Here is a 13,635-nt window from a genome sequence, read left to right on the forward strand (position 1 = left end):
ACAGGAGACACACAATGGACATCCGCCACCCCATCGACACCCGCCTCCAGCCCCTGCTGTATGGAACGGGGCGCATCCGCGGCCTCTTCAACGGCTTGCCGAGCCCGGCCATCATCGAGATGTGCGCCTATGCCGGTTTCAGCTTCGTGATCATCGACAACGAACACGGTTGCGCAGACCTGGAGACCACCGAGAACATGCTTCGCACAGCACGGGCCAGCGGAATAATTCCCGTGGTGCGCTGCCTGGAACACGACCTGCCCCGCGTGCTCGATATGGGCGCTGGCGCCGTTCAGATTCCGATGGTCAGTACAGCGGCGAAAGCCCGCGAGCTGGTCAGCAAGGTGCGCTACCCTCGCATTGGCCAACGGGGCAGCGCGTTCAGCACACGTTCGGCTGGCTACGGCGCGTTTGGCGGCATGCCGCACACCGAGCGCAGCAACCGCGGCATCTCACTCATTGTGATGATCGAAACTCCCGAAGGCGTGCGCAATGCCGCCGAGATCGCCGCAGTCGATGGTGTGGACGCCGTCTTCATCGGTCCCAATGATCTGTCGCACACCATGGGCTTCGACAACAACTGGTCTGCTCCGGATGTCGAAAATGCCATGGAACGCACCATTCGCGCCGTGACCGCCGCAGGCAAATGCGCGGGCACGGTTGCGCTCACCCATGAGGCCGAGCAGAAATACGCCGCCTGGGGTGCTCGTTACTTTGCCAATGTCTCGACCAGCATCTTCACGCAGGCGTTGCGCAAGGCCGCCAGGGAAGGCGATGCCGGCAGCGTCAAAATCGAGTATTGAGGGTATCCTCCGACACCGACGTTCAGCAGCATGCTCTTTGTGCTCTCAATCGCCTCCGCCTGGGAGCAACGATTGCGCAAAGCCGATGGTCTGGCGGAACGAAATGGCTGCATCTGGGATGCTGCATTTCGGGTGTGCTGCGTACTGTTGAGCGACCTAAGCACAACAATCGCAGGGAATCCACCACCAGCTTCCGCATGCTCCGGTCCGTTCACGACCTAGCCTCGGGTTTCAACAAGGCCAGGGTGCCATGGCTACACACTGATCTCTGCCACAACCCTGCGTAAAGCAACCAGAGCAGGCCTGGCTGGAGAGCCTAAACGTGAGACCAACAGGGCGCCTCCTCGGCGCTATCGCGCAGCACCCATGAGGCCGTGCAAAGGTCAACCTTCAGCATCAGGCTGCCAGCACACCCTTTCCCCGATCCGTAGGCACTGTCCCTGCAAGATATTCGTCCGTGTCAGGACTATTCCTGCTCGCACTCAGAGCAGCACGATATCGTATTGCTCCTGCGCCATCGCGGTCTCGGCCTGCAGCGAAATGGGCTTGCCGATGAAGTCGGAGAGGCTGGCCAGATGCTGGCTTTCCTCGTCGAGGAACATCTCCACCACCTTGGGCGATGCCACGACGCGGAACTCATGGGGATTGAACTGGCGCGCTTCGCGCAGGATTTCGCGCAGCACCTCGTAGCAGATGCTGCGCGCGGTCTTGACATCGCCCTTGCCGGAGCAGGCCGCACAGGGCTCGCACAGCATATGGGCCAGCGACTCGCGCGTACGCTTGCGCGTCATCTCCACCAGGCCCAGCTGCGAGAAGCCGCCGGCCATGGTCTTGACGCGGTCGCGTGCCAGCTGGCGGCGGAATTCGGAGAGCACCTCGCCCTGATGCTCCTCGCGCACCATGTCGATGAAGTCCACGATGATGATGCCGCCCAGATTGCGCAGGCGCAGCTGACGCGCGATGGCGTGCGCCGCTTCCAGATTGGTCTTGAAGATGGTGTCGTCAAAATTGCGCGCACCGACATAGCCGCCCGTGTTGACATCGATGGTGGTCAGGGCTTCAGTCTGATCGACGATCAGATAGCCGCCCGACTTCAGATCCACACGCCGCCCGAGAGCGCGCGCGATTTCCTCGTCGATGTTGTAGAGGTCGAAGATCGGACGCTCGCCCTTGTACAACGCAAGCTTTGGCACGGCCGCCGGCATGTATTCCTGGCCAAAGCTCTTGAGCAGCGCAAACTGTTCGCGCGAATCGATGCGAATGCTCTGGGTGTTCTCGCCGACCAGATCCCGCAGCACACGCTGCAGCAGGTTCAGATCCTGGTGCAGCACCGACATGACGGGCAGCTTCTGTGCCGTATCCTTGATGCGCGCCCAGGTCTTGCGCAGATAGCGGATGTCATCGGCCAGCTCGGCATCGCTGGACTCCTCGCCATTGGTGCGCAGTATGAATCCGCCGCCACCGCCCCCCTCCTTGGTGCCGACCAGCTCCTGCAGACGAGCCCGCAAGGCATCGCGCTCGTTCTGGGGAATTTTCTGGGAGATGCCTATATGGTCGTCCTGGGGCAGAAACACCAGCAGACGCCCGGCAATGCTGATCTGCGTGGACAGACGGGCACCCTTGGTCCCTATGGGGTCCTTGATGACCTGCACCATGATGGACTGGCCTTCGAACACCTGCTTTTCGATGGGTGTCAGCGGCTGGTCCTTGCGCGCGAACATCGGGGCTTCGCCGCTGTCCTGACGCTGCCAGACATCGGCCACATGCAAGAAGGCAGCACGCTCCAGGCCGATATCGATGAAGGCGGACTGCATGCCGGGCAGCACGCGCGAGACCTTGCCCAGATAGATGTTGCCGACGAGTCCCCGCTCCAGCGGGCGCTCCATGTGCAGCTCCTGCACGGCGCCATTCTCGACAATCGCCACCCGCGTTTCCTGCGGCGACCAGTTGATCAAAATATCTTGCTGCATTGACTGTCGTTCTTTCTTTATATGTCCTGGCTTTTGCTGCGCCCAGTGTGCGACGCGCGCATGGCTGGCGCAAGACAGCTGCCATGCAGAACTTCCCTCGGGGCAAGCCTCAAGAACAGAGTGTCGATTGCGCCAAAGGTTCAGAGCGGCCAGCCCAGCTGGCGCAAAAGCTCGGCAGTTTCGTAAACGGGCAGGCCCATGATGGCCGAATAGCTGCCGCGGATCTCTGCGATATGTGCGGCCGCCCTGCCCTGTATGCCATAGGCTCCGGCCTTGCCCATGGGTTCGCCCGTGACCACATAAGCCTCGATCTGTGCCTCGGTCATGGGAGCAAAGCGCACGGCGGACACCGACAGGGCCTGCAGACGCCGCGCGCCGCTTTGCAGCGCCACGGCGGTCAGCACCTCATGTTCGGCCCCGGAGAGCAGACGCAGGATGCGTCGCGCGTCTTCGGCATCGGCGGGCTTGCCCAGAATCTGCTTGCCCAGTGCAACGGTGGTGTCGGAGCACAGAATGGGCGCTGCCGGCAGACCACGCCGCGCATGGCGGGCCACGGCGGCATCGAGCTTGCCGGCCGTCACGCGCTGTACATAGTCATGGGGATCTTCACCGGCCAGCTCGGCCTCTATGGCCTCGGCATCCTCGGCGATATCGCCGGCTGCATTGGGCAGCAGCAATTCATGCGCCACGCCCAGTTGCTCGAGCAGCTGACGACGGCGGGGACTTTGGGATGCAAGATAGAGAATGGGCGCCATGATTTTGATTAAAAATGGCCTCTAGCGCCCATATATAAAGCGCAACAGGCTATCAAAATCATAGTATCACGCACTGCGTGAAATTGCACGCAGAGTCCGATCACAAGCGCTTATTCGCGGTGATAGGGATGACCGGCATTGACCGACCAGGCTCGATAGAGCTGTTCAATCAGCAGCACGCGCACCATGGCATGCGGCAGGGTCAGGTCGGAGAGACGGATGCGCTCATGGGCTGCGGCCTTGAACTCGGGGTCCAGACCGTCGGGCCCGCCAATGACCAGGGCCACATCGTCGCTCTCGAGCTGCCAGCCCTTGAGGCGCTGCGCCAGCGCCTTGGTGGTCAGATTGGTGCCGCGCTCGTCGAGCACCACGATGCGGGTGCCCCTGGGGATGGCGGCTTCGATACGCTTGCGCTCTGCCGCATACAGGGTCTCCAGCGTCTTGGAGCCGCGCGGCTCGGTCTTGACGGCCTTGAGTTCGACCTTGAGTTCGGGCGGAAAGCGCTTGGCGTAATCGTCGTAGGCTGTCTGCGCCCAGTCGGGCACATGCAGGCCTACGGCCACGATGGTCAGCTTCATTTAGGCCTTGGCGCGGGGAGCACGCTTGGCTGCGGGTTTGGCAGCAGCCGGCTTGGCAGTACGAGGAGTGCTGGGCTTGACGACCACGGTCTTGACCGTCTTGGCGGCGGCGGACTTGGCAGCGGGCTTCTTGGCTGCAGGCTTGGCACCGGCAGCTGTCTTGGTGGCTGGCTTCTTGGCCGCAGCCTTCCTGGCAGCAGGCTTTTTCTCGACCACGGTGTTTTCCGCAGCGGCCTTGTCCACGGCCTGCCTGGCGGCCAGCTTCTTGGCGGCCACTTCGGCGGGCTTGGGCTTGGCGGCACCGATCTTCATGCGCACCGGTGTCTCGCCCCAGATTTCTTCCAGGCGGTAGTACTGACGAATGGCCGGCTGCATGATGTGGCAGACCACCGAGCCGCAGTCCACGATGATCCATTCGCCGTTTTGCTCACCTTCCTGACGAGGCACGGGAAAGCCTGCTTCCTTGACGGCTTCGCGCACGCTGGAGGCAAGTGCCTTGGTCTGGCGATTGGAGGTACCCGAGGCCACGATCACGCGCTCGAACAGCGGGGACAGCGCTTCGGTGTTGAACACCTGGATGTCGTGGGCCTTGACGTCTTCGAGGCCGTCAACAATGGCTCGCTGGAGTTTGGTGACGTCGCGCTTGGCTGCGGAATCCGATTTGGTGGAGGTGGTCATCAGGCGATGGAATCAGTAAATGATGGGATCAATATAGCGTGTGCCGCGCCACACCCGTATCAGGGTTGGGTTGGCATAGGCGTCCAGACCGCCAGGGGCCTGTGCTCTTCACGCATTGAAAAAGGTTGACGCGCCAGTCAATAGCGCGCATCCAGCTATGGAAATTATAGTTTTCTAAAAATTTCCCTGCTGACAGGGCTTTATGCCCGATCAACAGGGGAATCCGGCCTACCGGACAAAGGCCTGTGCCTCAGAGCCAGTCACGGCGAATCAGGTATTTTTCAAGCAGATCGCGCTCGGGCGTACCGGGTGCATCCTCACGCTGATAGCTCCAGTCCGCATGAGGAGGCATGGACAGCAGGATGGACTCCGTGCGGCCGCCGGACTGCAGGCCGAAATGCGTGCCTCGGTCCCAGACCAGGTTGAATTCCACATAGCGGCCACGGCGGTAGCGCTGGAAATCCACATGCTGCTGAGTGTACTGCGCCTCCCGGCGTCGCTCCACGATGGGCAGATAGGCCTTCAGAAAGGCATCGCCAACCGAGCGCAGCATGGCAAAGCTCTGCTGCTGGCCCAGTTCGCTGAAATCATCGAAGAAGATACCGCCAATGCCGCGCTGCTCGTTGCGATGCTTGAGAAAGAAGTACTCATCGCACCATTGCTTGAAGCGCGGATAGAGCTGATCGCCAAATGGCTCCAGCGCATCACGGCAGCTCTGGTGGAAATGCACGGCATCCTCCTCGAAGCCGTAGACCGGCGTCAAATCCATGCCGCCGCCAAACCAGCAGGTCTTGGGCTGACCCTCATGGCCGGCCGAGATCATGCGCACATTCATGTGCACCGTGGGGACCAGGGGGTTGCGCGGATGAAACACCAGCGACACGCCCATGGCCTCGAACGGCGCCCCTGCCAGCTCGGGCCGGTGCTGTGTGGCCGAAGGCGGCAGCTGTGGCCCGCGCACATGCGAGAAACCGCAGCCTGCGCGCTCGAACACGCGCCCGCCCTCCATGATCCTGGTGACGCCGTTGCCTTGCAGCTTCTCGCCCGGCTCCTTGTGCCAGGCATCTGCCAGAAACCGCGCACCACCCTCGCCTTCGATCGCTTCCAGCGCCTCGGTGATGCGGGTCTGCAGACCCATCAGGTACTCACGCACCTCGGCCGCAGGCAGCTGATCAGCCACAGAAGATGAGGATGTCTGGGTCATCAGTCGGCTTTCTTGACAGCGCGGAAGCCGATGTCGCGGCGATACTGGGCACCATCGAAATGGATGCCACGTGCCACGTCATATACCTTCTGCTGCGCCTGCTTGACACTGTCGGCCAGCACGGTCACACACAGCACGCGGCCACCGCTGGTCACGGGCTGGCCGTCGTCGCCCAGCTGGGTGCCGGCATGGAAGACCATGGCATCGTCGGCTGCGGCGGGCAGGCCCGTGATGACATCGCCCTTGCGCGGATCTTCGGGGTAGCCGGCAGCAGCCATGACCACGCCCAATGCAGTGCGGCGGTCCCATTGCAGCTCCAGCTGATCCAGCTTGCCTTCGCAGGCAGCCAGCATCACATCCACCAGATCGCTCTTCAGGCGCATCATGATGGGCTGGGTTTCCGGATCGCCCATGCGGCAGTTGAATTCCAGCGTCTTGAGATGGCCTGCCTTGTCGATCATCAGACCCGCGTACAGGAAGCCGGTGTAGGGCACGCCGTCCTTTTCCATGCCCCGGATGGTGGGCAGGATGATCTCGCGCATGGCGCGGGCATGCACATCGGCCGTCACCACGGGCGCAGGCGAATAAGCGCCCATGCCGCCGGTATTGGGGCCCTGGTCGCCATCCTTGAGGCGCTTGTGGTCCTGGCTGGTCGCCAGCGCCAGCACGTTCTTGCCGTCGCACAGCACGATGAAGCTGGCTTCCTCGCCTTCGAGGAACTCCTCGATCACGACGCGTGCACCGCCTTCGTTGTGCTGAACACCGTACTTGTTGTCCACCAGCATGAAGTCCACGGCATCATGGGCTTCCTGCAGCGACATGGCCACCACCACGCCCTTGCCGGCAGCCAGGCCGTCAGCCTTGATGACGATGGGAGCGCCCAGACGATCCACATAGGCGTGGGCCGCGACGGCGTCGGTAAAGGTTTCATATTGCGCCGTGGGAATGCTGTGGCGCGCCATGAAGTCCTTGGAAAAGGCCTTGGAAGACTCCAGCTGGGCTGCAGTCTTGGTCGGGCCGAAGACCTTGAGTCCGTGGGCACGGAACTCATCGACCACACCAGCCGCCAGCGGAGCCTCGGGCCCCACCACCGTCACGGCAATCTTTTCGGCCTGGGCCCATTCGCGCAGAGCCTTCACATCGGTGATGTCGAGGTTCTCCAGCTTGCCGCCAGCCAGGGCTGTGCCACCGTTACCGGGAGCCACATAGACCTTGGTCGCCTTGGGCGATTCGGCCAACTTCCACGCCAGAGCGTGCTCACGGCCACCGCCGCCAATCACAAGAATTTTCATATTTCTGCGTTGTGGTAGACGTCCTGAACGTCATCCAAGTCTTCAATCATGTCCAGCAGCTTCTGCATGCGAGCTGCATCATCGCCTTCGAGAGCGATTGTATTTTCGGGGCGCATGGTCACCTCGGCCATGTCGGCGGTAAAGCCGGCGGCCTGCAGTGCGTCACGCACGGCTTCAAAGTCGCCGGGAGCCGTCAGCACCTCGATGCCACCTTCGTCATCGGTGATCACATCCTCGGCACCAGCTTCCAGCGCGATCTCCATGACTTTTTCTTCGTCCGTACCGGGGGCAAACATGATTTGACCCACATGCTTGAACTGGAAGGCCACCGAGCCTTCGGTACCCATATTGCCGCCGTACTTGCTGAATGCGTGGCGAACATCGGCCACCGTACGCACGCGATTGTCCGTCATTGTGTCCACAATGATGGCCGCGCCGCCGATGCCATAGCCTTCGTAACGGATTTCCTCGTAGGTCACGCCGTCGAGGTTGCCCGTGGCCTTGTCGATATTGCGCTTGATATTGTCGGCCGGCATATTGGCTGCCTTGGCCTTGTCCACCGCCAGACGCAGACGCGGGTTGGCGCTCAGATCGCCCCCACCCTGGCGGGCGGCAACCATGATTTCACGAATGATGCGCGTCCAGATGCGGCCACGTTTTTCATCCTGACGACCCTTGCGGTGCTGGATGTTGGCCCATTTGCTGTGTCCTGCCACAGGGAATCCTTTGATATTTGATTTAACCTAGCGGGAGCGATTTTACTTTTGACTGCATGCCCCCCCAGAGGAAACCCGAAATGGCTTCACCCCTTTTGATTGCCCAGCACTCTGCCACAGAATGTGTACTGCTGCCCGGACTGGCCAATCGGCATGGCCTGATCACAGGCGCAACCGGCACCGGCAAGACCGTCACGCTGCAAAAACTGGCCGAAAGCTTCTCGCAGATCGGCGTGCCGGTTTTCATGGCCGACGTCAAAGGAGACCTGAGCGGCATCAGCCAGGCCGGCAAGATCGAAGGCAAGCTGGCAGCCTCGCTCAAGGATCGCGGCCTGGCTCTGCCCCAGCCCCTGGCCTGCCCGGCAACGCTATGGGATGTGTTCGGCGAGCAGGGCCACCCCGTACGTGCCACCATCTCGGACATGGGCCCTCTGCTCATCGGCCGCATGCTGAATCTGAACGAGACCCAGATGGGCGTGCTAAATCTGGTGTTCAAGATTGCCGACGACAACGGCATGCTGCTGCTGGACCTCAAGGATCTGCGCGCCATGCTGAACTTTGTGGGCGACAACGCCAAGCAGTTCACCACCCAGTACGGCAATATCAGCTCGGCCAGCGTGGGTGCCATACAGCGCGGCCTGCTGACCATCGAAAGCCAGGGCGGCGACCGCTTCTTCGGCGAGCCCATGCTCGACATCAACGACCTGATGCAGACCGATGCCAGCGGCATGGGCGTGATCAACGTGCTGGCGGCCGACAAGCTGATGAATGCCCCGCGCCTGTACTCGACCTTTTTGCTCTGGCTTCTGTCCGAACTGTTCGAGCAGTTGCCGGAAATCGGCGACCCCGAGAAGCCCAAGCTGGTGTTTTTCTTTGACGAGGCCCACCTGCTGTTCAACGATGCGCCCAAGGTGCTGATCGAGCGCATCGAGCTGGTCGTGCGCCTGGTGCGCTCCAAGGGCGTGGGCGTGTACTTCGTCACCCAGAATCCGCTGGACGTTCCCGACAGCGTGCTCGGCCAGTTGGGCAACCGTGTGCAGCACGCCTTGCGCGCCTTCACGCCGCGCGACCAGAAGGCCGTGGCCTCGGCCGCCTCCACCATGCGCCCCAACCCGGGCCTGGATATTGCCGCCGCCATCACCGAGCTGGCCGTGGGCGAAGCCCTGATCAGCTTCCTCGACGAAAAAGGCCGCCCCAGCGTGACCGAGCGTGTGTTCGTGATTCCGCCCGGCAGCCAGCTCGGCCCCATCACGGCCGAGCAGCGCAAGGCGCTGATCGAGGGCTCCCTGGTTGCCGGCGTCTATGAGAAAGCCGTGGACCGCGAATCGGCCTTCGAGATATTGCGCGGCCGCACTGCCAGCGCCGTGCCCGCCAAGCCCGGCGATGCGCCTGCCGCGGCCGGAGCGGCCGCGCAAGGCGGCGCCACGGACTCCATGATGGACGGACTCAAGGAGCTGCTGTTCGGCCGTACCGGCCCGCGCGGCGGCCAGCACGACGGTCTGGTGCAGACCATGGCCAAGTCCACGGTGCGCACCGTGGGCAACAGCCTGGGCAAGGAGATTCTGCGCGGCGTGCTGGGTGGCATTCTGGGCAACAAGAAGCGCTGATCCCAGGGTGTGCACTCGCTCCAAGGGCCTGCGTCAGCAGGCCTTTTTTTGTAGCCGTCGGACAGAAAGCGCTCAAGGCGGCAGTCATTATGACGATACATAATAAATCCATCCCCTGGTGCCAGCCGCCAGTCTCTTGGACATGTGCTGCTGCCTGCAGGCACAGCCGCTTCTTTCCTCAACGCTAACCACGCTGCCCAGTCTTGCCGCAGACCACCAGTTCGCTCGGGCCGGGCAGTGCTTTTGCAAATTTTCAGCCAATGCAATTCAATCAATGGCGTGTATCCACCAAGCTGTGGTGCACTTTGGGCGGGCTTCTGACCATGATGCTGGCCGTCTCGCTGTGGAACCAGCACTCGTCCACCCAGGCCCTGCAGGCCGGCATGCAGACCCTGACCGACTATGACAATCGCATCAATCTCGCCCTTCAGTGGAAAGGTGCCACCGAGTCTACGGGCGAACGCGTGCTCACCAGCAATATGACCACCGACGAAGCGCTGACCCAGCGCATGGACGAGCGTGTCAGCGAAGGCGTGGCCGTCAATGGGGCGCTGCAGGCACAGGTCATCAAACTGGCTCAAAGCGATGCCGACAAGGCCGCCCTGCAGAAGATCGCAGCCGTGCGCGCCGAAGTTCTGGCGCTGAACAAGAAGGCGCGGGAGATCAAGCTGAGCGGCGATATCGAAGCCATGCGCGACTTCATCCGCCTGCAGTATCTGGGCGCCATCGGCCGTTATGTCGCTTCCCTGCAGGACTTTGTGAAGCTGCAGGAGCAGCAGCGCGACGCCGCCAGCCTTCACCTGCAGCAAGACCAGCAAAAAGCGATCTGGCTGTCCTGGGCGGTGCAGGCCCTGGTGCTGACTGCCGCACTGGGCCTGGCGCTGGCGCTGTCCCGCTCGATTACCCACCCCCTGAATGAAGCCGTGGAGCTGACCCAGGCCATTGCACAGGGCGATCTCACGGTGACCGCCAGCAACAACCGCCATGACGAGTTCGGCCGCCTGCTGAGCTCCGTCTCGACCATGGCAGCCCAGCTACGCAGCCTGGTGAGCGATGTACGCACCAGCGTGCACTCCATCAGCACCGCCTCGGCCGAAATCGCCACCGGCAACCATGACCTGTCTGCACGCACCGAGCAGACCGCCGCCAATCTTGAGGAAACCGCGGCCAGCATGGAACAGCTGACCGCCACCGTCGCCCAGGCCTCGGACACCGCCCGCCAGGCCAACCATCTGGCAGGCAATGCCGCGCAGGTCGCTCAGCGCGGCGGCCATGTGGTGCAGTCCGTGGTCAGCAGCATGGGACGCATCAGCGACAGCGCACACCGCATCTCCGACATCATCGGCGTGATCGACTCCATCGCCTTCCAGACCAATATCCTGGCCCTCAACGCGGCGGTCGAGGCCGCGCGCGCCGGCGAACAAGGCCGAGGCTTTGCCGTGGTCGCCGGCGAAGTGCGCGCCCTGGCCCACCGCAGTGCCGAGGCGGCCAAGGAGATCAAGGCCCTCATCACCACCTCCGTGGACGCCGCCCAGGAAGGCGCAGACCAGGTCTCCCAGGCAGGGCGCGTGATGGAGGAAATCGTCAGCAGCGTCGGCAAGGTCTCGGACATGATTGGCGAGATCAGTGCCTCGGCCATGGAGCAGCATGACGGTATCAGCCAGGTCAACCAGGCCGTGACCAACCTGGACCAGATGACGCAGCAAAATGCCGCCCTGGTCGAGGAATCCACGGCGGCCGCTGTCTCGCTGAGCGACCAGGCCCAGCGCCTGACCGGCATGGTGTCCGTGTTCAAGGTCCAGGCTGCGGACAGGGCGCCGGCGCTGACGGCCTGAACCGGCAGGGGCATGCCGGCTGTCCACCCCGGTTTGCCCGGGGCAGTCACGCTTGTGACTGGCCCGCTCGGCGCCGCAAGACACCATGCCGGCATGCCCCATACCTCTGACGACACCTTGCTGACCGCCGGTCTGAGCAGCTTTCGCCTGGACCTGGTCGACCATATCGCCCATCTGGTGCTCAACCGCCCCGATGCCTTCAACACCCTGAACCCCAGGTTCTGGCAGGAGCTGGACCTGGTGCTGGATACGCTGCAGCGCAGCGGCCAGTCGCGCGCGCTGGTGATCAGCAGCACGGGCAGGCATTTTTGCGCCGGCATGGCACTCGAGACCTTCGCCGACCCCGCCTTTGCGCCCAATGACCGCACGCCCGAGGGCCGCGCCGCCATCATCGACACCCTGGCCCAGCTGCAGTCCACCTTCAACAAGATCGAAGCCCTGCGCATGCCCGTGATCTGCGCCATCCAGGGCGCCTGCGTGGGAGGCGGTCTGGATCTGGTGGCCACGGCCTGCATACGCTATGCCAGCGCCGAGTCCTTTTTCTGCGTGCAGGAGATCAATATCGGCATGACCGCCGACCTGGGCAGCCTGCAGCGCCTGCCCAAGCTGATGCCGCTGGGCATCGTCAAGGAGCTGGCCTATACCGGCCGCCGCATGACTGCGCAGGAGGCAGCCAGTCACGGTCTGGTCAACACCGTCTGCGACACGCCCGAAGCCACCGTCACGGCAGCTCTCGCCTGCGCGCGCGAAATTGCGGCCAAGCCGCCCGTGGCCATCTGGGGCAGCAAGCAGGTGATCAATTACGCGCGCGACCACAGCGTGAGCGACTCGCTGCAGCAAATGGGCTGGGTGCAGAGCGGCATCTGGAGCAACCGCCATGTCATGGAGGCCGTGAGTGCCATGCAGGCCAAGCGCGCCGGCGATTTCCCCCCGCTGGAGCCGCTGCAGGCGTTTGCACCAGCACTGCCTCCAGCGGGCAATTACTCCTGATTAAATAGCTACCAGCACTTGCCAGTAAAGGTTTATGTGCCTTTTCTTCTCGTATTCCTCTATCTTCTCGATGGCCCGCTGAGCGCCATCGACAGGTAGCCGAACCGCAACGCAGCAAATCGGCTTGAAGTGGGCGAGGCGCCGTTATCATGGATTCAGTACCACCCCAGCCTGTCTTGCCATGAGCACAAACAACGCCCCCCTGCCCACTTATGACGATGTCGTGGCCGCTGCCCAGCGCCTTCAGGGCGTAGCCCACCGCACGCCGGTGCTGACCAGCCGCACCATGGACGAACAGCTGGGTGCGCGCCTGTTCTTCAAATGCGAGAACCTGCAGCGCATAGGCGCCTTCAAGTTTCGCGGCGCCTACAACGCTCTGGCGCAGTTCACGCCCGAGCAGCGCAAGGGCGGCGCCCTGGCCTTTTCCTCCGGCAACCATGCCCAGGCCATTGCCCAGGCGGCCCAGTTGCTGGACATGCCGGCCCTGATCGTCATGCCCGAGGATGCACCAGCTTCCAAGATGGCGGCCACGCGCGGCTATGGCGCCCAGGTCGTCACCTACAACCGCTTCACCGAAGACCGCGAAGCCATCGCCGACAAGCTGGCGACCGAGCGCGGCATGACCCTGATCCCGCCCTACAACCACCGCGACGTGATCGCCGGCCAGGGCACGGCCGTCAAGGAACTGCTGGAGGAAGTGCCGGACCTGGACTATCTGTTTGTCTGCCTGGGCGGCGGCGGTCTGCTCTCGGGCAGTCTGCTGGCCGCCAACGCCCTGGCTCCGCAATGCAAGGTGATCGGCGTCGAGCCCGAAGCCGGCAACGATGTGCAGCAGTCGCTGCGTGCCGGCCATATCGTCAAGATTGCCACGCCGCGTACCATTGCCGACGGCGCCCAGACCCAGGCAGCGGGAGATCTGACCTTTGCCATCATCCAGCAGCGCGTGAACGAGGTGCTGACCGTTAACGACGAGCAATTGGTCCAGGCAATGCGCTTTTATGCCGAGCGTATGAAAATCGTGGTCGAACCCACGGGCGCGCTCTCGCTGGCTGCCGCCATCAACGGCGGTCTGCCGCTCAAGGGCAAGCGCGCGGGCATCGTGATCAGTGGCGGCAATGTGGATTTAGAGCGTTTTGCCAGCCTGCTGTCCGAGTGACAGCGAAAATAGCGTCCGTTGCGGCCCGGCCCGCATCCTCCTGATCTCCAT

At 62.9% G+C, this 13,635-nt stretch carries 12 protein-coding genes; 5 read left to right on the plus strand and 7 right to left on the minus strand.

The window, feature by feature from the left end; translation table 11 throughout:
• Window positions 1-14: 14 nt before the first annotated feature.
• Window positions 15-803, plus strand: coding sequence for an HpcH/HpaI aldolase/citrate lyase family protein (locus FSY59_RS21205; RefSeq protein WP_148729618.1), 789 nt, complete (start codon window positions 15-17; stop codon window positions 801-803).
• A 482-nt stretch (window positions 804-1,285) separates the two neighbouring features.
• Here FSY59_RS21205 and rng read toward each other — a convergent pair whose 3' ends face one another.
• The 7 genes from rng to FSY59_RS21240 all read right to left on the minus strand — a co-directional run bounded on the left by rng (window position 1,286) and on the right by FSY59_RS21240 (window position 7,996).
• Window positions 1,286-2,773: a ribonuclease G gene (rng, locus tag FSY59_RS21210; RefSeq protein WP_019042841.1), complete on the minus strand. Its 1,488-nt coding sequence runs from the start codon at window positions 2,771-2,773 to the stop codon at window positions 1,286-1,288.
• Between the two features lie 140 nt (window positions 2,774-2,913).
• Window positions 2,914-3,528 (minus strand): nucleoside triphosphate pyrophosphatase, encoded by a 615-nt coding sequence (locus FSY59_RS21215; RefSeq protein WP_148729619.1) that lies wholly within the window; start codon window positions 3,526-3,528, stop codon window positions 2,914-2,916.
• Window positions 3,529-3,638: 110 nt separating this feature from the next.
• On the minus strand, window positions 3,639-4,106 hold the full coding sequence (gene rlmH, locus FSY59_RS21220; RefSeq protein WP_003053899.1) for a 23S rRNA (pseudouridine(1915)-N(3))-methyltransferase RlmH: 468 nt from the start codon (window positions 4,104-4,106) through the stop codon (window positions 3,639-3,641).
• The gene (rsfS, locus tag FSY59_RS21225; RefSeq protein WP_003053898.1) at window positions 4,107-4,784 is read right to left on the minus strand and encodes a ribosome silencing factor; all 678 of its coding nucleotides are present in this window, start codon (window positions 4,782-4,784) and stop codon (window positions 4,107-4,109) included.
• A gap of 250 nt (window positions 4,785-5,034) precedes the next feature.
• A complete protein-coding gene (gene hemF, locus FSY59_RS21230) occupies window positions 5,035-5,988 on the minus strand; it encodes an oxygen-dependent coproporphyrinogen oxidase (protein ID WP_019042843.1) in 954 nt (317 codons plus the stop codon).
• Complete coding sequence (gene purD / locus FSY59_RS21235) at window positions 5,988-7,280, minus strand: phosphoribosylamine--glycine ligase (RefSeq protein WP_019042844.1); 1,293 nt, start codon at window positions 7,278-7,280, stop codon at window positions 5,988-5,990. The genes hemF and purD overlap by 1 nt, the downstream gene beginning before the upstream one ends.
• Window positions 7,277-7,996 (minus strand): YebC/PmpR family DNA-binding transcriptional regulator, encoded by a 720-nt coding sequence (locus FSY59_RS21240; RefSeq protein ID WP_043373644.1) that lies wholly within the window; start codon window positions 7,994-7,996, stop codon window positions 7,277-7,279. Before FSY59_RS21240 ends, purD begins: the two co-directional genes overlap by 4 nt.
• Window positions 7,997-8,076: 80 nt before the next feature.
• Between FSY59_RS21240 and FSY59_RS21245 the strand changes: the two genes are divergently transcribed.
• From FSY59_RS21245 to FSY59_RS21260, 4 genes are all read left to right on the plus strand, one after another.
• On the plus strand, window positions 8,077-9,603 hold the full coding sequence (locus FSY59_RS21245; RefSeq protein WP_019042846.1) for a helicase HerA-like C-terminal domain-containing protein: 1,527 nt from the start codon (window positions 8,077-8,079) through the stop codon (window positions 9,601-9,603).
• Window positions 9,604-9,863: 260 nt separating this feature from the next.
• A complete protein-coding gene (locus FSY59_RS21250) occupies window positions 9,864-11,438 on the plus strand; it encodes a methyl-accepting chemotaxis protein (protein ID WP_148729620.1) in 1,575 nt (524 codons plus the stop codon).
• A 93-nt stretch (window positions 11,439-11,531) separates the two neighbouring features.
• Complete coding sequence (locus FSY59_RS21255; RefSeq protein WP_148729621.1) at window positions 11,532-12,428, plus strand: enoyl-CoA hydratase-related protein; 897 nt, start codon at window positions 11,532-11,534, stop codon at window positions 12,426-12,428.
• 181 nt (window positions 12,429-12,609) lie between these two features.
• Window positions 12,610-13,584 (plus strand): threo-3-hydroxy-L-aspartate ammonia-lyase, encoded by a 975-nt coding sequence (locus FSY59_RS21260; protein WP_043373650.1) that lies wholly within the window; start codon window positions 12,610-12,612, stop codon window positions 13,582-13,584.
• Window positions 13,585-13,635: the final 51 nt, after the last annotated feature.

It is taken from the genome of Comamonas sp. Z3 (genome assembly GCF_008121565.1).
In the GTDB taxonomy this organism is placed as follows: Bacteria; Pseudomonadota; Gammaproteobacteria; order Burkholderiales; family Burkholderiaceae_C; genus Comamonas; species Comamonas brasiliensis.